Raw genomic sequence first — 19458 nt, forward strand, 5'->3', positions numbered from 1 at the left:
GCGGTTCAACTCGATCCTCAGTACACAGAAGCCTATCGAAACTTGGGCATGATGTACAAAGCACTGCATCGATACGAAGAAGCCGAAACAGCCTATAAAGAGGCATTAAAGATAACTCCCGATTGTGTCCGTACCCAAGCCAATTTGGGATATTTACTGCTCGAACTCGGGCGATATCCGGAAGGGTGGCCATTGTATGAAACACGGTATGACCCGCGCATCAATCCGACTTTTCCTGCATACGAATTTTCATTTGCACAATGGCGCGGCGAGCCGTTGAGAGGCAAAACGATTCTGCTCGTATCGGAACAGGGGTATGGAGATGATATCCAGTTTGTCCGCTTTGCGGCACTGTTAAAAGAACGCGGGGCGCGGATTACATTGATGTGCAAACAACCGCTGCAACGGCTTTTTTCAATATTGCCGGAGATAGATCATCTTATAGATATGACAGAAACGCCGCAAAAACATGATTATTGGAATTTTCTTTTAAGCGTACCGTTGTATTTGGGAACGACCATGGAAACGATTCCTGATCGATTACCGTATCTTCAGATTCTGCCTGAATGGAGTAATGAAAAACTGACACTTCCGGTAGGAGGATTTAAAGTCGGATTGGTGTGGAAAGGCTCTGCTGAACACGGCAATGATAGTAATCGCTCATTACCGAGATTAGGTATGTTAGAACCGCTGTGGTCAGTGCCGAACGTGACATTTGTGAGTTTGCAAAAAGAGATGTTAAGTGATAATCAAACGAAACAGCCGATTATCGAGAGAGAGATAGATGATTTCGCCGACACGGCGGTTCTTATTTCGCAGCTGGATTTGGTCATTTGTGTTGATACTTCGATTGCCCACTTGTGCGGTGCGCTTGGCAAAACGTGCTGGGTGCTTCTCCCTTTTATCGGATGCGATTGGAGATGGATGAATGATCGCGATGACTCCCCGTGGTATCCGAAAGTAATGCGTCTTTTTAGACAAACAAATCCAAACAAATGGGATGAAACGATAGCGAAAATAGTTTTGGAACTATCCGATGAGGTAGCAAAACAATTACTTAAACAAAATTGATTTTATCGTCATTCTTTAAATATTAATACTTGTTATCAATACAGAGTGCTATATTTCAATTAGTGCAGGACAAAATGATTTTCTAGTTTGGTCAAAGAAAATATGACCGAGAAGTTTAAAAGAATCTAAGAGAGTGATTTCCACCCGTTTTAGATTTTTAAATACGGAAAGGATTTACAATGAATACTCGAGGTACTTCAATGCGACAAGTCGCATTAATGAATTTTGGACCCGATGAAGTGGATGTAATGGGAAGTTTGAATACCCTTTGGGTGCAAACAATGGATCTAAGACACGACAATGTTTTACTCTACCCGCTTGATATTATGGTTGAGGACATCGGAGAACTTTATCCGATGAAATACATAGACAAAGACAATTTTATAAGCTATGAAGCCGAAAACGGTTCTCCATGGCTTATTTCCAGATCGCTTCATATTGATGATATTGACGCATTTTTTCAAGTTTATCTGCATCTTGATGAAGAAGAAATAGCGGCCTGAGGATTCAGATCGATAACTGGGATATCTTAGTTATCGATCCGGTCTGATTTCTATAAAACTTCCTCTTATTCTTTCGAATATTTCTCATCTTTTGTACTTTTTTGAGTCAACTTTTACTTCTTGAAGAACGGATGCGGCGATAGAGACGTATTATCAACCGTTTTAGACGGCTTGAACGGTTGGAGAATCGGTTACGCAGACGGATGAGTGCGGAGTGCACCTGCTGATATAGTAAGCTGCTGTGCAGCTTGTCTAACTGAATCATTACCCAGCCGTAGCACAGAGCAAACCATCGGTAGGAGAGAAGTTTCTCTTTGCCGTGTTGCAATATCCCGAGCGCGACGACGATGAGCGGAATTTTCATCGTATAAAGGAGCCCGGCACTTAAAAGATGTAACTGCGCAGCAAGAATCGCAGATAAGGTACCGATCACTTCACCTAAAGCAAACGGAACCATAAATAAGATCAAAACACTCAGCGGTCTGGCTCGGAACTGAATGTAGTCCAAAAAATGCCGATAGAGGTGAAATGCATTAATGAATCGTATGATCGGCGCTACAGCACTTTTCCAGATGAGTTCCTCGAAAATCATATAGAGAAAAATGAGAAGAATAAAAAAGCCGTTTCGAATACGTCGGAGTAAAGGGTTCATAAGAAGAACATTATACTTTAGAAAGATTACAAATTCCGTTTGGATTTATGGGATGGAGGATGTTATCACTCAATCTAAAAAAGGAAATTCAGTATTTTTTATTGAAGAGTAGATGAATGGGAAGTCTCTATTTACTGGTGGACCCTAGCGGGATCGAACCGCTGACCTCGTCGCTGCCAGCGACGCGCTCTCCCAGCTGAGCTAAGGGCCCAAAGAAGTTTGGAGGGGAATTATACGATTGATGCTCTTAAATGTCAATGAGTAGAGAAAATGGCTGTTTACAGTAAAGTTTTTTATGGATCGTGTCGATATAGAGAACATGAAAAAGATAACCCTGATTTTACTATGCGGTGTCGCAAGCATGGCGTTGAGCGCGAATGAATATACGATTCAAACGATTAGTGCTCTCAAAGAGAGTTCGATCACTCCCGCTTTTGAAAAAAAAGTACAAAAAACTGCCCTCCATTCAGCACAAACAAAAGAGGGGCAGTGCAACATCGTGACGGTAGGTGAATATTCTTCTGTGAAAAAAGCACATAAAGATCTCTCGAAAGCCAAAAAAGTAGCAAAAGATGCTTTTATCCGTACGGTAAACCGAGATACCCCAAAGGTTTGTGAAGGCAAAGAGGGCGATCATAAAGTGGCTATGGTTGAGGACAACGTTTCAGTAGTGAGTCCTAAATCAGAGCTCTCTAAAAAAGAAGAGGTCGTTTCAAAAAAAGACGAAACTGTTGCTGTAAAAAATGAAGAAATATCTGCCCATCCGAGTGTTACTCAGACCATGAGCAAAGAAACAACATCTCCATCACCGAGTGTTGCAATAGCTGAAATCGCCGCAGCTGAAAAAAGTGATACCAAGGCAGAGCCGTGTAACGCTCAGCCGTGCAAAAATATCTCTTCTACGGTGTATATATACGATCGGAATATCGGGCGTAAAAGCGATATATCTGAAGCGATTGAGTTTTATAAAAACTCACCGTACTACTCTTTCCGTCCTATAGGCCTACAGCACTAAAATTATGCTTTAGGGCTCTCGGTTGGTTGCACTGTAGAGACAATCTAAATCAATTTTGTGTATTTTCTTCGCTTCGACATGAAGCGATTCCAGCAATTCTGCCGAATTCTCACCGTTTGAGGGATAACAGACTGCCGCTGAGGGGATAGGCGTGGCAAACAACTCTTCGATCATCCGCTTTACAATCCCGCATCCGTATCTATCGGTATAGGGCATCACAAAAAAGTAATAGTATTCCCAATGTACGATTGAATCGGATGTACGAAGCAGGCTCGGAAGATTGGCATCAATCAATACTTGCGAAATTTTTGAGAAATCACAAAACAAAATAGTGAAACTCTCAGAACGGTTTTCATCCAGACGATCGGATATTCCAATATTGAGATCAATTAACGACGCAAAGTTATAAAATGAAAACATCACTCCTGCCATTTCCACTCCTTAAAATAGTTTAGCTGTAGTATAACGTAAAGTTTTAACTTAAGATCAAATCGGCAGGTCGAAGAAGTAGGCGAGCCCGTAATAAACACTGTAAAGACCGTAGATCAAAATAGCCAATGCGGCAATACGGTTCATGGTTTGACGAAACGCGATCTCTTTAAAAATTGAGACCGACTGTCCCAGTGCGAGCAGTGTCGGAACGGTTGCGAGACCGAACACCGCCATGATTAGGCCACCTTTGATGATAGAAGCCGAAGCTGCCGCTTTGGCCGCAAAAAAGAAAACAAATCCGCATGGGAAGAATCCGTTCATCACTCCCAGCGCGAAAAAACTCCCGATACTTTTGCTTTTGATAAGACGGGAAAAAAGGGTTTTAAAAAGAGGATTGCTGGAAAATCCCCGCTCCAGTACATGAATCAGCTTGGAAAGACCGAACATTCCTAACGCCGTAATAATCATGATGATTCCGGCAAAGATAAACAAAACCCCGTGCATCTCCATGCTCAAAGCAAAGAGCGCTCCGATCGCACCGAAGATCATCCCTAAAACGGCATAAGAACTGACCCGCCCGAGGTTATAGGCTCCGTGGCGGATAAATTGTTCTCCTCGGCTCATCGAAGCGTCTATTTTGGTGGAGCTGTAAGCAACGATAAAGCCGCCGCACATCCCTATACAGTGACCGAAACTTCCTGCAAATGCTATGGAAACAATCAACCACCATTCAATACCGTGCATAATGTAACCTTTTGGTAAATATTAATAGTATAAATATTTTTTGTTACAAGAGTGTTAAGGTTTAACACAAATTTAACAGTTCTATGAAACAATAGCATGAAATTATTTAAAGGATTCGTGAATGAAAAAAGTTCTCCTCTCTTTATGCGCATTGGTAGCCGTTTCAAGTGCAGATCAGTTGGTTAAATTAAATATCGATGGGATGATGTGTCCGGCGTGTGTCAAAAATGTTAAAGGCTCTTTGAACGAAGTTAACGGTGTAAAAGAAGCAAGTGTCTATCTCAAAGAGGGGCGTGCGGAAGTAAAAGCGGCTGACGGCACAAAACCTGAGGCAATGTGTGATGCAGTGAAAAAAGCGGGATATGGCTGCAAAGTTGCTAAATAGTTAGATTTTATGATATATTGCCTCTGAAAATTATTTATCGGGGGTAGTTTGTGACATTTCAAGAGTCTGTTTCTACATGTTTAACAAAATATGCAGAGTTCACGGGGCGGGCACCACGTTCGGAATATTGGTGGTTTGTTGTAGGGCAATTCCTTATTGGATTTGTTGTCGGATTTGTTGCAGGATTGCTTGGTCATATCTTGGGTATGGGTGGAACACTTGCGAATATCGCAAATATAGTAGTAACCTTAGGTCTTATTATTCCTGGTATAGCTGTGGCTATACGACGCTTACATGATACCGGAAGAAGTGGTTGGTGGTATCTTCTGGTTTTCATCCCTATTATTGGATGGCTTGCTCTGCTGTTTTGGTTTGTCCAACCTTCCGATGAAGGTTCAAATGAATACGGAGAAGCTCCCGTGCATTAATATCTCGTTATTTTCAATTTGATTGGGAATGACAAAACTAGATAAAATATTTCTGTGAATCGTGGCGGCTCATGTCGCTAACGGTTGTTATTGCTTCCTCTCCAAACATCAAAGTCTGTTCTCCTTCAAAACCCGGTTTGCAATACGCTAACATCAGTTTCGCCGCTAACATTTTGTCGTTATCACTCGCGTCGTGTGAGATCAGTGAGTGGGGTCCGAAGAGTTCCGTATCAATGTGAATATATTTAGGGTTCTCGATCGCTTCCAATATCGCGTTATCTTCGGCATTGCGCCCGATTATAAACTTTGCCCCCTCAGGAAGACGGAGTTGACGGCCGTATTTTAGTGTCGGGATATCCTCAATCGTCAATGTATCATGGGCGATAAAATCACGAATTTTGTTTGAGAATTTCTCATCGGTGAGAAGACATCCCCCTCCCGGTGCTTCGTAATCTTTCAGACCGAATGACTCGGCCAGTTCCATCTGACGGTCGCGATTACGTCCGACAATATGTTCGAGTTTGTCGCGGTCTACCCACCCCTCCAGTTCGGGGATCGTCGGTTCGAGGGCTTGGGCACTCAACGGACGCAAAAGAAGCCCTTCGCAGTTGCTGAGATTGAGAACTTTTTGGAGGGACTCGCTATTTTGGCTCATCGGGCGCTGTCCTAGTACTTCGCCGCTGATGAGAAAACTCGCTCCCCACTCTTGCATTTTTCGTTTTGCGACTTCAAACATTTTTCCGTGACAGTCGATACAGGGGTTGAAGTTTTTTCCGTAGCCGTATTTAGGGGTAAAGAGAACTTCACGAATGTATTCATCTCGGATATCGACGCTTCGGAACTCGACACCCACTTGTTCACACATGTTTTTCATATGTGTCAGTCGGTCTTTGGTCGATCCGAAACCTGTGTTGATATTGCAGGCTATAACTTCGATTCCCTGATCGATGATGAGTTTCATGGCGAGAGTTGAATCAAGTCCGCCGCTAAAGAGGGCTATGGCTTTCATGGATTTCCTTGTTTATGTGAGCGGAACTAATTCGCCTTTTTTAAGACGTTCGATTTTGTCCCGAAATTGACGTATTAAGTACGATTTTTGATCGAATGATACCGTATTTTGCGTTGTCACTTTCTTGAGTTCACGGTTATAATGGGCAGTTAAAAAGGTAATAAGTTCCTGCTTTAATCCCTCGTCTCCCTCAAAAGTGCGAATCCGATCATCCATCATCAGCGCACTTAATCGCGGATCTTTTAGATCTCCCCGAAGTGCGGCTTCGAACTCGCTTCCATGATATTGCAAGAGAGACCCGTCAATAAAATCGAGCAGAGAGTCGGTAATGCTTGGACGCTCTAAAAGGGTTTTGATAAAACTGAGTTCCCAAATATCGTGATGGGAAAAATTGATCGGTTGAGCGGCAGTGTTTTTGACGCGTCCTACTTGGATAAGCGACGGTGAGATTCCCAGTTTTGAGGCGATAAAAGGGCGATACTCTTCCTGAAGCAGAGGAGAGAGGGTTTTTAGAAAAGCGATATTCTCGTGCAATGCCGTTTCTTTGGCTTTAGGGTCTTGCAAATCATAGGCTGAAATAGATTCTGTAATAACAAACTCGATAAAAGGGATAGGACGGTGCAAAAGAGCATTGAGCGCTTCAATCTGGCCGTTTTTGATCATGTCCGCCGGATCGAGCCCCCCTTCAAAAAGGATAACTCCTCCGTCAAATCCGGACATGCTGAGGAGTTTTGATGCTTTAAATGCCGCGGCACGTCCCGCTTTGTCTCCGTCATACGCCAGAAATATTTTCGGTTCACCCTTACGCAACAATGGTAAGTGCTCTGCAGTAAGAGCGGTTCCAAGAGTCGCGACGGCATGGGTGAATCCTGCCTGATGGAGCATAACGACATCGAGATATCCCTCGGTAACGATGATCTCGCGTCGGCGGTAGATCGCCTCGCGTGCGAGATGATAGGCATACAGCAGACGTGATTTGTTAAAAATAGCACTTTGAGACGAATTGACATACTTCGCCTGATGCCCTGTGATCGTTCGTCCGCCGAATCCGACTATGGCTCCGCTGGTGGAGTGGATAGGAAACGTGATCCGCTCGATAAAGCGGGCAAACAGCCGTCCCTCTTCTCCTCGTCCAATAGCACCTTGTTCAATCGCTTCGGCAGTAGGGAGTTTACGCTGCTCTAAAAAGCGGAGTGTTTCAGGTGATGTCGGAGCATATCCGATGCCGAAACGCTCGATACTTGAGGCAAAAATCCCGCGCTCATGCAAATAGGCCATCGCATCGCGTTTTTCTTCGAGGAGTTTTTGGTACCAGTCATTAAGTGTTTCGAGGAGATTGGAGCGTTTTTTTTGCTGGGCATTATCGGTGTAATGGAGGGTAAAATTTGCCGATGCCGCGAGTTTTTCGATCGCTTCGGGGTAGCTGAGTTTTTCGTACTCCATGACGAAGTTAATCGAATCTCCTCCTGCACCGCATCCGAAACAGTGATATTTCTGGCGGCTTGGATTGACGGTGAAGCTGGGAGATTTCTCATCGTGAAACGGGCAGGGCGCTTTGAAGCTGCTTCCTGCGCGTTTTAGCTCGATATAAGAGCCTACGACGTCGACAATGTCAAGTCGGGCTTTGAGAGCCTCGATGGAGTCTTGGGTTATCATAAAGATATTTTAGCGAAACGGGGCTGATTTTAACGTGTTGTGAATTGCCCCAGTTGAGCATTGAGTGCATCTGCGGAAGCCGCAATGGTTTGCACGATACTCGAGAGTTCCTGCATGGATATGTCATTGGCCGATGTGATGGATCCGAGTGTATTAATTTGTGTAAACATATCCTCGATATGGCGGGCAATGGTTTGTGAATTGCTAACACTTTGAGTAGTGAGGGTATTAGTCTGCTCCATCGCTTGAACCGTTTCGTTGATATTCCGGTCAACTCTCTCAGAGATGGTTGAGACATTTTGCAGCGCATCGGTGTTTTGGTGCATCTGATCGGTTGCGTCGGAGATACTTTGGACGATGATATTGATAGTGGCATTGATCTCGATGAGGCTGTGTTGGGTTTTTTCGGCAAGTTTGCGCACTTCATCCGCAACAACGGCAAACCCCCGACCGTGTTCTCCTGCACGAGCCGCTTCGATGGCGGCATTAAGCGCAAGCAGATTGGTTTGGTCAGCGATATCGCCGATAACGGAGAGAATATGTTTGACTTGAGCGGCTTCAGAGTTTAGATTGTTGAGCTTTTCGGCGAGTTCCGCTTCCAGCTGGGTGCTGTGCGAAATCGTTTCGAGAAGAGTGGATAATTCCTGACGTCCGTTGTGCAGCTGTGACAAAGCGCCGCTCATGGTATTGAGGGTAGTGGATAAGCTTTCTACCCCTTCATTGGCGATAATCTCAATAGATCGGGCTTGTTCGGATGTCTTGTTCGTAATTGTATTGCTTTGATGTGCGCGATCTTTGACCTCTTTACTGATCGAATCAAGGGTATGTGCGGCGGAGAGGTTGGAGGTTGCAATCGTTTTAGATTGGGAAATTGCCTGTTCCATTTCGATGACGAAACGGTTTAATGTACTCATCATTACCCCTGTTTCATCACGCGTAAAACCTCGAAATGATTTTGTCAAATCAAACAGATTCGTTTTGAGATTATCTGTAAGTGTTTTTACCGGACGGGTTACTTGGGCTACAAGAAGAGTCATATTTAGTGCCGAGATAGCTATACCGATGAGGGCGATCGTGATGTTTTTCGTCACAAGAGTAGATAAATCAAGATGTGGAACCGAATAAAGCAAAATGGTGTTAAGCAAAACAAGCAATACGATGTTTCCGAGGATGGTTGTAAAGATAGAAAGAACCATTTTTTTCCCGAACGAGATAAAAGGGTAGCGTTCACTCAAGGGAACAACCGTTACCCACTCTTCGAGACGAATAACAAATAAGATAAAAATAGGGATAATAAAGAGCAAAAGGAGTGGAAGAACCGCAAATTGGGCAAGACCGAAGCGTTCAATCGTAATAAAAGATTTTCCTACCAGTACGGCGGTAGGTCCTAAAAGGGTGTAGAGCATCTCCCCAATCAAAAACCAATAGGGCAGCCGTGAGATGATTGCAGCAGCTTCTTCATGTTGGTTTGATCTACTCATGAGCGATTCGAGTTTGGTAAGGGTACGGCTAAATCCTATAAGCATGACTGAAGTAGCAACAAGCATGTATATACCCATGGGGATCGAAACAAGTATCGAGAACAGTTCATCAAAAGTGAAAAGATGTGAAAAGAAAACGAGGAATACCCACGCAACGGGGGGGATCATCATTCCGGCAAAGACCAGCCACATCAATTTTTTGCGTGGATTCATTTAAAACTCCGCGTAAGCAATATATAAATGATAACCTAGATTTGGCTAAAAGATTCCTTTTTCGACGAAATTCAGGTACAATTCGATTTCAAAAATTTTAAATAGAAAGTAGGTGATGTGAATGCCTGGTATCGTTCTTAGACAAGATGATAACTTTGATGCTGCTTACCGCCGTTTCAAGAAACAAACAGATCGTAATCTGATTGTTACTGAAGCTCGTGCTCGTCGTAACCATGTTACAGAGACTGAAAAACGTAAACAGTTCAAAATCAGCGCTCGCAAAAAGATGTTAAAACGTTTGTATATGATGCGACGTTACGAATCTCGCCTGTAATTCCTAGCGCTTCGGCGCTTGGGTTACACCCTCTCAATTCCTCCAACTTTTTCCTCTGTAACAAAACCTTTACGAACCCTGTGATAAACTTAGTGTAAACATTTCTGCACAAGGCTACACCCATGCTCTTTAGCGCACCTCTTAAAAATAATTCTAAAAAAATCATGTTGTTAGGCTCCGGCGAACTCGGTAAAGAAGTAGCGATTGAAGCACAGCGTCTCGGGATTGAAGTGATCGCGGTAGACCGTTATCCTCACGCCCCTGCGCACCTCGTTGCTAACCGCTCCCACGTAGTGAACATGCAAGACAAAGAGGCGGTACTGAAAATAATCCGTAAAGAGAAACCCGATTACATACTTCCGGAAATCGAAGCGATCAGTATCGATGCACTGTTCGCGGCAGAAGCCGAAGGGTTCTGCGTTATCCCCAATGCCGAAGCGGTCAACAAAACCATGAACCGCAAAAACATCCGCCGTTTTGCTGCGGAGGAATTGGGTCTTAAAACAAGCCGTTATCATTTTGTGAGTACGTACGAAGACATGTGCACTGCGGCAGAAGATGTCGGATTTCCGTGTGTTATCAAACCGGTTATGAGTTCTTCCGGACATGGACAGAGTATTGCACGAAGCCCTTTTGATCTTGAACAATCGTGGGAAATCGCCAAAGAGGCACGCGGGGATGCCAGCGAGCTGATCGTCGAGGAGTTTATCCGTTTTGATTACGAGATTACGTTGCTAACGGCACGCAACGGAGTGGAAACAGTATTTTGTGAACCGATCGGGCATATCCAAAAAGACGGTGACTATATTTACAGCTGGCAGCCGATGGAGATGTCCAAAAAAGCCCTCAAACGCTCTCAAAAAATAGCAAAAACCATTACCGACGGGTTAGGCGGTAAAGGGCTGTTCGGCGTTGAGTTGTTTGTTGCAGGCGATGAGGTCTATTTCAGTGAAGTAAGCCCTCGTCCGCACGATACGGGAATGGTAACGCTGATTACCCAAAGCCAAAGCGAGTTTGCCCTTCATGTACGGGCGGTACTCGGTCTTCCTCTCGGATTCACCTTCTACGGCGACGGTGCAAGTGCAGCGTTTAAATCAACTGTTGAATCGCATGAACCGGTGATTGAGGTAGCAGATGAGCTTTTTGATGATAACAGTTTCGTTCGTGTGTTCGGAAAACCGGAAGCCCATGTGGGTCGACGCATGGCGGTTGTCCTCGTGTTTGATAAAGTGAACAAAGCCCTCAAAAAAGCGAAAAAATTGATCAAAGGGATCAAAGACGCATGAATATTGTCTTACTTGATACGCTAACCTACGGCGATACATCGTTAGAAGGGTTTGATACATTAGGCACTGTTTGTGCATACTCCACCACAACTGCCGAAGAGACAGCGGAACGTGTTCGAGATACGGAAGTGATCGTTACTAACAAAGTGGTGATTAATGATGCCGTGATGGAAGCCGCACCCTCTCTCAAACTAATCTGTGTTGCGGCGACAGGGATGAATAACATCGACCATGAAGCCGCCGCACGTCGCGGGATTACTGTTAAAAACGTCGCGGGTTATTCGACCGACGCTGTTGTGCAACATACGTTCAGTATGCTTTTTTATTTGATGGGACATTCGCGCTATTATGATGAGTACGTCAAAAGCGGTGAATGGCAGCGTGAGGCGGTATTTGCTCATATCGGACCGTCATTCAGTGAATTGCGCGGCAAAACGTGGGGAATTATCGGACTCGGTGAGATCGGGCGAGGTGTTGCAAAAATTGCGCAAACATTCGGCGCAAACGTCTGTTATTACTCGACATCGGGAAAAAATGAGAACGCAGAATATGAGAAAACGACACTCAGCCGTTTGATTGAAAACAGCGACATTATTTCAATCCATGCTCCCCTCAATGCCTCGACGGAGAATCTGATTTCACACTCCGAACTGTTGCAGATGAAAGACGGCGCGGTATTGCTCAATCTCGGTCGCGGAGGAATCGTCGATGAAGATGCCTTGTCGGTTATTATTGATGTCAAACCGATCTTTGTCGGTTTGGATGTGTTAGCACGTGAGCCGATGAAAACACCGCATCCTCTGTTAGCGGCTCAACATCCCGAACGTCTCTACATTACTCCTCATATCGCTTGGACATCCCGCGAAGCGCGTGAACGTCTGATCGCTGCGACAATCGAAAATGTTAAAACATTTGTAGTAGCGTAGGCAAAACGAAAGCGATCCCCAAAAATACGACGGAAGTTGTAAACACCTCGACTGTAACGGTGCGGGGGGCGCAGTGATAAAGCGACGCGAGATTCACGTTGGCAATCGCCAGCGGAACGATCAGTTCCAAAAACAAAATCCCTTTCACAATCGGATTCATATCGACAGTGTGCAAGACTGTAAACGCAATCAAAGGGATCAGGAGAAATTTTGTACCATTGACCCATGCCGTGAGTCGTAAATTGATTTCTCCCAACTTTATACCGTAGAGATAAATCCCGAATAACACGAGCTGCATTGTCATCGAGGCATACGCCCCCATCATGAGGGTTTTATCGACTGCTGGGCTGGGAACATATCCGATGAGATTCAGTGCAATCGCGACCATCGCTGCCCAAAGAACGGGAAGTTTGAGAATGTTTATAAGTGAATCGCGTACACTGAATTCGCCGCGTGAATAGTAAAAAACTCCGATGGTATAGACAACGAAAACATTGACGAGATTGATAAGGGTGAGATAGGGGACACTCATCTCGCCAAACAGGGCAATCCCTAATGGAATACCAAGATTTCCGGTATTACCGATCAGCGCGGCGACGGTAGCGATAGAACGCTCTTTGGGATTGTGAAAAAGGATTTTAGCCAGAGGGATCATTAACAGCAGAGCTAAAAGAGAGATCCCCAAATAAAGAGCCGGAGCAAACAAAAGTTCGGTATCGATAGGACGTTTGAGCAGTCCCCAAAAAGTGAGAAATATCTGCAAAAAATAGACGCTGAGCAAGGTAATGGTACGGTCGTCGATTTTTTCTTTGAATGCGTATTTGGCACCGAATCCGACAGCGATAAAGAGGTAAATACCCAGAATGGAGAATAAAGTTTGCATAGTCTTTTTTTGATGTGTATTGTAGCGAAAAAATTAGTATGGTTTTTTGAGTCACCGCTAACACCCCGTGGGGTACAATCGCAATAATTAAGGAGTCTTTACATGTCAAAAGTATTGATAATCGGCAGCGGCGGTGCGGGATTGGTGAGTGCACTCTCAGCTTTTGAAGCGGGTGCAGAGGTGATTGTCGCTTCGAAAACATTGCCAACACGATCTCAAACCTCGATGGCTCAAGGGGGAATGAACGCAGTTTTAAGCTCTGACGACACGATTGAAGATCATATTGCAGATACCCTTCGTTCATCCGCAGGACTGGGAGATGAAAAACAGATCGCATTTATGTGTGAGAAAGCGCCGGAAGCGATAACGTGGTGTAATCGTATCGGCTTGCCGTTCAGCCGTGACGAAGAAGGACAAATTGCCCGTCGGCGTTTGGGCGGAGCGAGTGCGCCTCGCGCGTGTTATGCTCAGGATTACACGGGATTAAAGCTTTTGCATACCCTCTATGATCAATGCCTAAAAGCCGGTATCGTATTTAAAAATGAGCGGTTTTTGCTTAATCTGATCGTTGATGAAGAGACTAACCGTGTGTTAGGGGCTACATTCTTGCACATCGAAACGGGCGATGTTGAAGAGATCCGTGCCGATGCGGTGATTATGGCGAGCGGCGGATACGGGGCACTTTATGGCAAACACTCTACGAACTCCATCCAAGCTACGGGTGACGGATTGGCAGCGGCGGTACGCGCCGGTGCAAAACTTGCCGATATGGAGTTTATCCAGTTCCATCCTACGGCACTGAAAGGCTCCTCAATTTTGATTTCTGAGAGTGCGAGGGGAGCCGGAGGATATTTAGTGGATGCTGAGGGGGATCGCTTTACCGATGAGCTGGCAGCGCGTGATGTCGTCGCGCGGGCAATCCATGACGAGATGAACAAAAGCGGAGCAGTCTATCTCGATATTCGCCATTTAGGGGAAGAGTTTATCAATCACGAACTTCCGCAAGAGCGTAAATTGGCACAAATATATGAAGGGATCGATCCGGTTCATGATCTTATCCCGATCAAGCCTGCCGCCCATTACAGCATGGGGGGAATCGAAGTCAATGAAACGTGCATGAGCAGTGTTTCCGGACTCTTTGCCGTCGGTGAGTGCGCTAACCACAAAACACACGGAGCAAACCGCTTAGGGGGAAATTCTCTTCTCGAACTCGTTGTATACGGGCGTCATTGCGGAGAAGAAGCGCTCGAGTATGCGTTAAAACGTCCTGTTCCTGACACACCAAACTTGCAGTTAGCGAAAGACACCAATTTTATACGCGGGGTGATGTATTTTACCAATCAAATCGACTTTTATCAAAAACAGGAGATGCTTGCCAATATCTTCTATAACAACGTCGGTTTGGTACGGGATGATATGGGACTCAAAGCAGTGTTAGGGGCGATTCGTCAAATGCAGAAAGAGTTGCCGTTTATGGGACCGCGTGATAAATCGAAAATCTGCAATACCAATCTGGTCGAATTTATCGAGTTCGGGAATAAGATCGAGTTGGCGGAAATGATCGTCGTCAGTGCGATCAGCCGTGTAGAGAGTCGGGGTGCCCATTATCGTATTGATGCCCCTGCGCGAAATGACCGTATGTTCGGAGCCCACACAATCACATGGAAAGAGGATGGAGTGCTATGCGCGGATTTTATACAATAGAGATGTTGGGTGATGATAAATCGTGGGACGATGAACACGATACGGATCAGGAAGGGTGCTGCGAAGATCCTTACGATGACGAAGAAGATGAAGAGCGGGAGTGGTGTGACTGATGGAAATTAAAATTGTACGCAGTTTGGGCGATGAAGTTCAAACATATAACGTCGAATTAGAAAATGTTACGCTTTTAAGTATTCTCAATCATATCAAAACCAAAATCGATCCGACTCTTACGTATTCACATGGATGCCGCAGCGGCGTGTGCGGAAGCTGTGCGGTGCGGGTCAACGGTGTAGAGCAGTTGATGTGTGAATACAAGCCAAGCGAAGGGGATGTGGTTGAACCGATCCGTAATGCCCGTGTGATCCGGGACTTGGTTGTTGATTCCGGAGCAGTCGAACATTTTAATCGCGTTGCAAATGCATGGAGTGAGGGCTCGCATGAGGGAAGCGTGAGCGAAGAAGATGCAAGCCGTATCGAGACGCAAAGCGATTGTATCTTGTGTACATCGTGTTACAGTGCCTGTCCGGTATATGCGGTAAACCCTGATTTTATCGGCCCGTTTGCCCTTACCCGAGTATGGCGTTATGTCAATGATGCCCGCGAGGAGAGCAGTGATGCGAAGATCGCGGCTGTCCAAACCAACGGAATCTGGGATTGTACCCTTTGCGGCGAATGTGTCCCTGTTTGCCCGCAAAACATCGCTCCCAAACAAGACATCACAATGCTGCGGATGAAAAGTGCAATGTTAGGCTACCAAGACCCAAACGCGGCCGCAGCATTCGGCGGTGGATTGGATTTTGGCTCACCGATGTTTTAAAAGCTTAAAAAGATTTTTTTAATCGAAGTAATATATAATTGTGATTATTTATTATGAGCATTGAAAGGTCTTTATGAACATGTGGGACGGTGTAAAAAGACAGTTACGTTCTGTCATTGAATGGAATAATCCAACAGCAAACGAACTGTTTTACCGCTGGAGCGAAAACGGCAATGAGATCAAAAATGCTTCTACCTTGATCGTTGGACCAGGGCAAGGCTGCATATTTGTCTACGAGGGGAAAGTTCAGGCAGTTATTCAAGAAGAGGGTTTGGTGACGTTAAGTACGGCTAACATCCCGTTTTGGACTACAATCACTAAATTTATGCAAGGCTTTGATAGTGAGCATAAAGTAGGGATCTATTTTTTCAAAAAAACCTATATTTTGGATCAAAAATGGGGGACGCTATCGCCCATCAAATACGATGATCCCAAATACAAGTTTCCTGTATCGCTTATGGCGTACGGGAATTATAGTTTTCAAATCAGCGATCCAAAATCTTTTTTTGTTACTATCGTAGGCGGACAAGAACATTACCTTGTCGATGATTTTCGGCAAATGATGAATGCACGCCTCAATGAGTCTATTGCCCACTATCTTGCCAATGCACAGCTCTCCTATGCTCAGATCGATAGCAAACGTCAACAAATATCGGAAGATTTAGAAGAGAGCCTTTCGAAAGAGTTTCAAACACTGGGATTTTCGTTAATCGATTTTCGAATCGAAGGGAATGAATTTGATCTAGACACGCAAGAGCGTATCGGGAAAATAGCAGATGTTTCAGCAGGAGTTCAAGGTGCCAATATAGCAGGTGTTAGCTATGCTGAGTTGCAACGTCTAGAAGCAATGAAGGATGCGGCGAATAACCAAGCAGGGGCAGCCGGAATGATGATGGGAATGGGCGTAGGCGGTGCACTCACTCCAAATATCATCCAAGATACGATGCCCACTGCTAAAAGTCCAAAAGAACGATTACTTCACCTCAAAGAACTTTTTGAGGAGGAGTTAATTACTCAGGATGAGTATAACTCTAAAAAAAGTGCTATTTTAGAGATGTTGTAATGGCTAAATGCAACCATTGTTCGGCACCATTACCTACGAATAGCATCATTTGTGAATATTGCGGTGTTCGAAACGATATTGAATTACAACCTAAAATAGCCAATGCCCTTCCAAAAAGTAAACGGACATGTCCGGATTGCATGGTTTACCTCGACAGCATTGATATAGGTGAAAGCAATCGCTTTATCATCGAAAAATGTGAGCGCTGTTATGGTTTATTTTTTGATACGCATGAGCTAGAAACACTGTTAAAACAATCCGTTAGCGCATTTTGGATTAACCCTAAAAAGCTCCATTCTTTGCAGCAGCATCCATTGCACAAAGATACTGTTTTATACCGAAAATGTCCTGATTGCTCTAAAATAATGCAACGTAAAAATTATATGAACCGATCCGGCGTCATTATGGATGTATGTCTTGATCATGGAATCTGGCTGGATGCGGGTGAGCTCAAACAGATTCAAGAGTGGATGGCTTTGGGTGGCAAGCAAATTGCCGAGGAAGTGACAAAAGTTGAAGAGGAAATGAAGGCAAAAAAAGTTGAAAAAGTAGATATTACACACTACAAACACAACAAAAATAATCCAAATACCTATCAAAGTTCGTATAACTCAAGAACAAGAGCTAATGATGATTTATTGGATGATGTGTTCTCAATTTTAGGCGGTTTACTAAGAACATTTAAACCATGAAAGGCAAATTTTTGATATCAAGGTTTTAGTGTGTTATACTAACTGTTATAAAATAGTTAGGACTTTCCATGGCATCAGAACACTCTCTCGATATTTCCGCAAAAATTGATCTCCAGGCGTTTAAAGACGCGATTGCTCAATCTGAAAAAGAGGCGATCGGTCGTTATGATTTTAAAGGTATCACCTACGAAATCAACTATCGCGAAAAAGAGAAACAACTCATTCTTCTCGCTTCCAGTGACAATAAACTCGATGCTCTTAAAGATATTGTCATCGGTAAACTCATTAAGCGTGGGCTCTCTTCCAAAGCACTCGAAGAATTAAAAACCGAAGATGCAAGCGGGGGAGCGCGAAAAGCGACCTATAAAATCGTAGATAGCATTGAGACAAAAGAGGCCAAAAAGATTATGGCCGAGATTAAAAATCTCAAAACAAAAGCAAGCGCCGCGATTGAGGGTGATTACATCCGCGTTAAATCAAAACAGATTGATGAACTTCAAAAGATTATGGCACATATCAAATCGCTTGAGTGGGATGCCCCTCTCGTATTTGAAAACTTCCGTTAAAGATCTTAAATGAGCAAAAAACGGTATAAAGCGATCGATAAGAGGCTCATAACAGAGGGTTCACAGATTAGCTTTAACCTTTTTTTGACGAATGAAACCAAAAGTGCCATGAGCCTTTTTCTCCAAAGTGATACGGCAGTAGACGGCAATGCCAAGGTCAAGCTTCGCGAGATTGAGACGCTTTATGTGAGTGAAGAAGATGAAGAACGGTATAACGCCTATGTGACACAGCATCTTCAAAGTATTGCAAAAAGCAGGGACATATCGACTGAGCATAAAGCGCGTTTGGTTTATGCAAAAGCAGCTGAAGCCGTTGATGCAATGTTTAAAAATCCAGATGCGCTTGAAAATGTCAAAAATGTGCAGCCAATCGTCAATAATTTTATTGATATTATTTTACATGACAATTGTGCCGTCGAGTCATTAATGAAGATTACGGCACACGACTACTATACTCATACCCACTCCATTAACGTAAGCATTTACACCCTGAGTCTAGGTTCATTTCTAGGAATTGAGGGGAATGATTTGGAAGTGTTAGGGATGGCGGCAATTTTGCATGATTTGGGTAAAAGCAAAATCGATTACGAGATTATCAATAAAAACGGCAAGCTCACTGACGATGAATTTGCACAAATGAAAAAACATCCGGAATTAGGGCATGAGATTGCTTTAAAATTAGGGATCATGGATGAACGAATTTTGAGCGGTATCCGTCATCATCACGAAAAGATCGAAGGAGGCGGATACCCCGATAATCTCAAAGGGGATCAAATCAGCCAGTTCGCCCGCATTATCGGGGCGTGCGACGTTTTTGACGCCCTCTCTACAAAACGCTCCTATAAAGATCCGATGAGCTCTTTTGAATCGCTTCTCTTGATGAAACAGCAGATGAAAGGGCATTTAGACATGGGTATCGTAGATGCGTTTATTAAAATGTTACGAAAACAAGAGCAAGGAATATCATGAAAAAAATGACGATAGCCGATGCGGCGGAGTATTTCAACGTTTCCAAAGAGGCGATTCATAATCGTATACGTCGCGGCAGTCTGGATTGCATTGTTGATAACGGAGTGAAATATGTTGCGGTTGAATCCGCAAAGAGTAACGCTGGGACTAACGTTGTGAGCGATAACCGTTATACGCAATATATCGAACAAGAAAATGTTCGGCTGCGTGAAAAAGTGGACAGTCTTGAAAAAGAGACGAGCCGTTTGCGGGATCAGCGTGAACAGATGTTGATCGATGAACGGGTCAAAGTAGAGCAGATATACAAAGAACGCGATGCGCAGCTGCGCAGTGTTTTGCATGTTGTCGCGACGAAATTCCTTTCGCATGTCAATACGGATACGGTAATGCAGGAGGGGATGACGGTTGATGCGATCAATGCGGACGTTGTCGATTCTGAAGTAGAGGAATGGATTTCTCTTAAATCGTTTTTAAAACTCAAGCGGGTTAAAGATAAAGAGAAAAAACAGATTAAACGGGGATTTGAAACAGCTTTGAAAAACGGTGATGAACGTCTCATTCCACGTGGAGATAAAATCTTTTTAAATCCTTCAAAATTTGATTATTCGGATTTGCTTGAGTGATTG

At 44.2% G+C, this 19458-nt stretch carries 23 protein-coding genes and 1 tRNA gene; 16 read left to right on the forward strand and 8 right to left on the reverse strand.

Annotated features, from left to right (window positions below; genetic code table 11):
* The coding region (locus PHP90_RS07980) for a tetratricopeptide repeat protein (protein ID WP_299927903.1) at positions 1-1071 on the forward strand (1071 nt) is incomplete at its 5' end.
* Between the two features lie 179 nt (positions 1072-1250).
* Positions 1251-1574 carry a hypothetical protein gene (locus PHP90_RS07985; RefSeq protein WP_299927905.1) on the forward strand — a complete coding sequence of 108 codons (324 nt, stop codon included), beginning with the start codon at positions 1251-1253 and terminating at the stop codon, positions 1572-1574.
* Positions 1575-1680: 106 nt separating this feature from the next.
* On the opposite strand, the gene PHP90_RS07990 is transcribed toward PHP90_RS07985, so the two are convergent.
* Positions 1681-2226: a hypothetical protein gene (locus PHP90_RS07990; protein ID WP_299927908.1), complete on the reverse strand. Its 546-nt coding sequence runs from the start codon at positions 2224-2226 to the stop codon at positions 1681-1683.
* Between the two features lie 135 nt (positions 2227-2361).
* Positions 2362-2437 (reverse strand) — tRNA-Ala (locus PHP90_RS07995).
* 84 nt (positions 2438-2521) lie between these two features.
* Between PHP90_RS07995 and PHP90_RS08000 the strand changes: the two genes are divergently transcribed.
* Positions 2522-3241, forward strand: coding sequence for a hypothetical protein (locus PHP90_RS08000; protein ID WP_299927911.1), 720 nt, complete (start codon positions 2522-2524; stop codon positions 3239-3241).
* 9 nt (positions 3242-3250) lie between these two features.
* On the opposite strand, the gene PHP90_RS08005 is transcribed toward PHP90_RS08000, so the two are convergent.
* On the reverse strand, positions 3251-3673 hold the full coding sequence (locus PHP90_RS08005) for a hypothetical protein (RefSeq protein ID WP_299927914.1): 423 nt from the start codon (positions 3671-3673) through the stop codon (positions 3251-3253).
* A gap of 54 nt (positions 3674-3727) precedes the next feature.
* Positions 3728-4417, reverse strand: a complete 690-nt coding sequence (locus PHP90_RS08010) for a sulfite exporter TauE/SafE family protein (protein ID WP_299927916.1) — start codon at positions 4415-4417, stop codon at positions 3728-3730.
* Between the two features lie 121 nt (positions 4418-4538).
* Here PHP90_RS08010 and PHP90_RS08015 point away from each other — a divergent pair, with 121 nt between their 5' ends.
* Positions 4539-4802 (forward strand): cation transporter, encoded by a 264-nt coding sequence (locus PHP90_RS08015; protein WP_299927919.1) that lies wholly within the window; start codon positions 4539-4541, stop codon positions 4800-4802.
* Positions 4803-4852: 50 nt separating this feature from the next.
* A complete protein-coding gene (locus PHP90_RS08020; RefSeq protein ID WP_299927922.1) occupies positions 4853-5230 on the forward strand; it encodes a DUF805 domain-containing protein in 378 nt (125 codons plus the stop codon).
* Between the two features lie 37 nt (positions 5231-5267).
* Here the strand turns inward: PHP90_RS08020 and PHP90_RS08025 are convergent, their stop codons facing one another.
* The 3 genes from PHP90_RS08025 to PHP90_RS08035 are packed head-to-tail and all read right to left on the reverse strand — an operon-like array spanning position 5268 to position 9589.
* Positions 5268-6239, reverse strand: a complete 972-nt coding sequence (locus PHP90_RS08025; RefSeq protein WP_299927925.1) for an argininosuccinate synthase domain-containing protein — start codon at positions 6237-6239, stop codon at positions 5268-5270.
* A gap of 12 nt (positions 6240-6251) precedes the next feature.
* Positions 6252-7895, reverse strand: coding sequence for a DNA primase (dnaG, locus tag PHP90_RS08030; RefSeq protein ID WP_299927928.1), 1644 nt, complete (start codon positions 7893-7895; stop codon positions 6252-6254).
* Between the two features lie 29 nt (positions 7896-7924).
* Positions 7925-9589, reverse strand: coding sequence for a methyl-accepting chemotaxis protein (locus PHP90_RS08035; RefSeq protein WP_299927931.1), 1665 nt, complete (start codon positions 9587-9589; stop codon positions 7925-7927).
* Between the two features lie 121 nt (positions 9590-9710).
* Between PHP90_RS08035 and rpsU the strand changes: the two genes are divergently transcribed.
* From rpsU to PHP90_RS08050, 3 genes are all read left to right on the forward strand, one after another.
* Positions 9711-9923, forward strand: coding sequence for a 30S ribosomal protein S21 (gene rpsU, locus PHP90_RS08040; RefSeq protein WP_015652475.1), 213 nt, complete (start codon positions 9711-9713; stop codon positions 9921-9923).
* A gap of 122 nt (positions 9924-10045) precedes the next feature.
* Entirely contained in the window at positions 10046-11209 is a 1164-nt protein-coding gene (gene purT, locus PHP90_RS08045) for a formate-dependent phosphoribosylglycinamide formyltransferase (RefSeq protein ID WP_299927936.1), read from the forward strand.
* Positions 11206-12135: a D-2-hydroxyacid dehydrogenase gene (locus tag PHP90_RS08050; RefSeq protein ID WP_299927939.1), complete on the forward strand. Its 930-nt coding sequence runs from the start codon at positions 11206-11208 to the stop codon at positions 12133-12135. The genes purT and PHP90_RS08050 overlap by 4 nt, the downstream gene beginning before the upstream one ends.
* Here PHP90_RS08050 and PHP90_RS08055 read toward each other — a convergent pair.
* Complete coding sequence (locus tag PHP90_RS08055; protein WP_299927942.1) at positions 12113-13018, reverse strand: AEC family transporter; 906 nt, start codon at positions 13016-13018, stop codon at positions 12113-12115. The genes PHP90_RS08050 and PHP90_RS08055 overlap by 23 nt on opposite strands.
* A gap of 102 nt (positions 13019-13120) precedes the next feature.
* Here PHP90_RS08055 and PHP90_RS08060 point away from each other — a divergent pair, with 102 nt between their 5' ends.
* The 8 genes from PHP90_RS08060 (at position 13121) to PHP90_RS08095 (ending at position 19455) form a co-directional block, all read left to right on the forward strand.
* Positions 13121-14722 (forward strand): FAD-binding protein, encoded by a 1602-nt coding sequence (locus PHP90_RS08060; RefSeq protein ID WP_299927945.1) that lies wholly within the window; start codon positions 13121-13123, stop codon positions 14720-14722.
* Positions 14701-14835, forward strand: a complete 135-nt coding sequence (locus PHP90_RS08065) for a hypothetical protein (RefSeq protein WP_299927948.1) — start codon at positions 14701-14703, stop codon at positions 14833-14835. Before PHP90_RS08060 ends, PHP90_RS08065 begins: the two co-directional genes overlap by 22 nt.
* Complete coding sequence (locus PHP90_RS08070) at positions 14835-15542, forward strand: 2Fe-2S iron-sulfur cluster-binding protein (protein WP_299927950.1); 708 nt, start codon at positions 14835-14837, stop codon at positions 15540-15542. Before PHP90_RS08065 ends, PHP90_RS08070 begins: the two co-directional genes overlap by 1 nt.
* A 73-nt stretch (positions 15543-15615) precedes the next feature.
* Positions 15616-16605 (forward strand): SPFH domain-containing protein, encoded by a 990-nt coding sequence (locus PHP90_RS08075; protein WP_299927953.1) that lies wholly within the window; start codon positions 15616-15618, stop codon positions 16603-16605.
* Positions 16605-17297 carry a zf-TFIIB domain-containing protein gene (locus tag PHP90_RS08080; RefSeq protein ID WP_299927956.1) on the forward strand — a complete coding sequence of 231 codons (693 nt, stop codon included), beginning with the start codon at positions 16605-16607 and terminating at the stop codon, positions 17295-17297. The genes PHP90_RS08075 and PHP90_RS08080 overlap by 1 nt, the downstream gene beginning before the upstream one ends.
* A 68-nt stretch (positions 17298-17365) precedes the next feature.
* Positions 17366-17863, forward strand: a complete 498-nt coding sequence (locus PHP90_RS08085) for a YajQ family cyclic di-GMP-binding protein (protein WP_299927959.1) — start codon at positions 17366-17368, stop codon at positions 17861-17863.
* Positions 17864-17872: 9 nt separating this feature from the next.
* Entirely contained in the window at positions 17873-18832 is a 960-nt protein-coding gene (locus PHP90_RS08090; protein ID WP_299927962.1) for an HD domain-containing phosphohydrolase, read from the forward strand.
* Positions 18829-19455, forward strand: coding sequence for a DNA-binding protein (locus tag PHP90_RS08095; RefSeq protein WP_299927965.1), 627 nt, complete (start codon positions 18829-18831; stop codon positions 19453-19455). Before PHP90_RS08090 ends, PHP90_RS08095 begins: the two co-directional genes overlap by 4 nt.
* Positions 19456-19458: the final 3 nt, after the last annotated feature.

The sequence above is a fragment of the Sulfuricurvum sp. genome (assembly GCF_028712165.1).
Lineage (GTDB): Bacteria > Campylobacterota > Campylobacteria > Campylobacterales > Sulfurimonadaceae > Sulfuricurvum.

Excerpts from the sequence above, each read along its gene's own strand:
- PHP90_RS07985 (WP_299927905.1), top strand. The coding sequence starts at position 1,251 with ATGAATACTCGAGGTACTTCAATGCGACAAGTCGCATTAATGAATTTT.
- PHP90_RS07990 (WP_299927908.1), bottom strand. The coding sequence starts at position 2,226 with ATGAACCCTTTACTCCGACGTATTCGAAACGGCTTTTTTATTCTTCTC.
- PHP90_RS08000 (WP_299927911.1), top strand. The coding sequence starts at position 2,522 with ATGGATCGTGTCGATATAGAGAACATGAAAAAGATAACCCTGATTTTA.
- PHP90_RS08005 (WP_299927914.1), bottom strand. The coding sequence starts at position 3,673 with ATGGCAGGAGTGATGTTTTCATTTTATAACTTTGCGTCGTTAATTGAT.
- PHP90_RS08010 (WP_299927916.1), bottom strand. The coding sequence starts at position 4,417 with ATGCACGGTATTGAATGGTGGTTGATTGTTTCCATAGCATTTGCAGGA.
- PHP90_RS08015 (WP_299927919.1), top strand. The coding sequence starts at position 4,539 with ATGAAAAAAGTTCTCCTCTCTTTATGCGCATTGGTAGCCGTTTCAAGT.
- PHP90_RS08025 (WP_299927925.1), bottom strand. The coding sequence starts at position 6,239 with ATGAAAGCCATAGCCCTCTTTAGCGGCGGACTTGATTCAACTCTCGCC.
- dnaG (WP_299927928.1), bottom strand. The coding sequence starts at position 7,895 with ATGATAACCCAAGACTCCATCGAGGCTCTCAAAGCCCGACTTGACATT.
- PHP90_RS08035 (WP_299927931.1), bottom strand. The coding sequence starts at position 9,589 with ATGAATCCACGCAAAAAATTGATGTGGCTGGTCTTTGCCGGAATGATG.
- rpsU (WP_015652475.1), top strand. The coding sequence starts at position 9,711 with ATGCCTGGTATCGTTCTTAGACAAGATGATAACTTTGATGCTGCTTAC.
- purT (WP_299927936.1), top strand. The coding sequence starts at position 10,046 with ATGCTCTTTAGCGCACCTCTTAAAAATAATTCTAAAAAAATCATGTTG.
- PHP90_RS08050 (WP_299927939.1), top strand. The coding sequence starts at position 11,206 with ATGAATATTGTCTTACTTGATACGCTAACCTACGGCGATACATCGTTA.
- PHP90_RS08055 (WP_299927942.1), bottom strand. The coding sequence starts at position 13,018 with ATGCAAACTTTATTCTCCATTCTGGGTATTTACCTCTTTATCGCTGTC.
- PHP90_RS08060 (WP_299927945.1), top strand. The coding sequence starts at position 13,121 with ATGTCAAAAGTATTGATAATCGGCAGCGGCGGTGCGGGATTGGTGAGT.
- PHP90_RS08065 (WP_299927948.1), top strand. The coding sequence starts at position 14,701 with ATGCGCGGATTTTATACAATAGAGATGTTGGGTGATGATAAATCGTGG.
- PHP90_RS08070 (WP_299927950.1), top strand. The coding sequence starts at position 14,835 with ATGGAAATTAAAATTGTACGCAGTTTGGGCGATGAAGTTCAAACATAT.
- PHP90_RS08075 (WP_299927953.1), top strand. The coding sequence starts at position 15,616 with ATGAACATGTGGGACGGTGTAAAAAGACAGTTACGTTCTGTCATTGAA.
- PHP90_RS08080 (WP_299927956.1), top strand. The coding sequence starts at position 16,605 with ATGGCTAAATGCAACCATTGTTCGGCACCATTACCTACGAATAGCATC.
- PHP90_RS08085 (WP_299927959.1), top strand. The coding sequence starts at position 17,366 with ATGGCATCAGAACACTCTCTCGATATTTCCGCAAAAATTGATCTCCAG.
- PHP90_RS08090 (WP_299927962.1), top strand. The coding sequence starts at position 17,873 with ATGAGCAAAAAACGGTATAAAGCGATCGATAAGAGGCTCATAACAGAG.
- PHP90_RS08095 (WP_299927965.1), top strand. The coding sequence starts at position 18,829 with ATGAAAAAAATGACGATAGCCGATGCGGCGGAGTATTTCAACGTTTCC.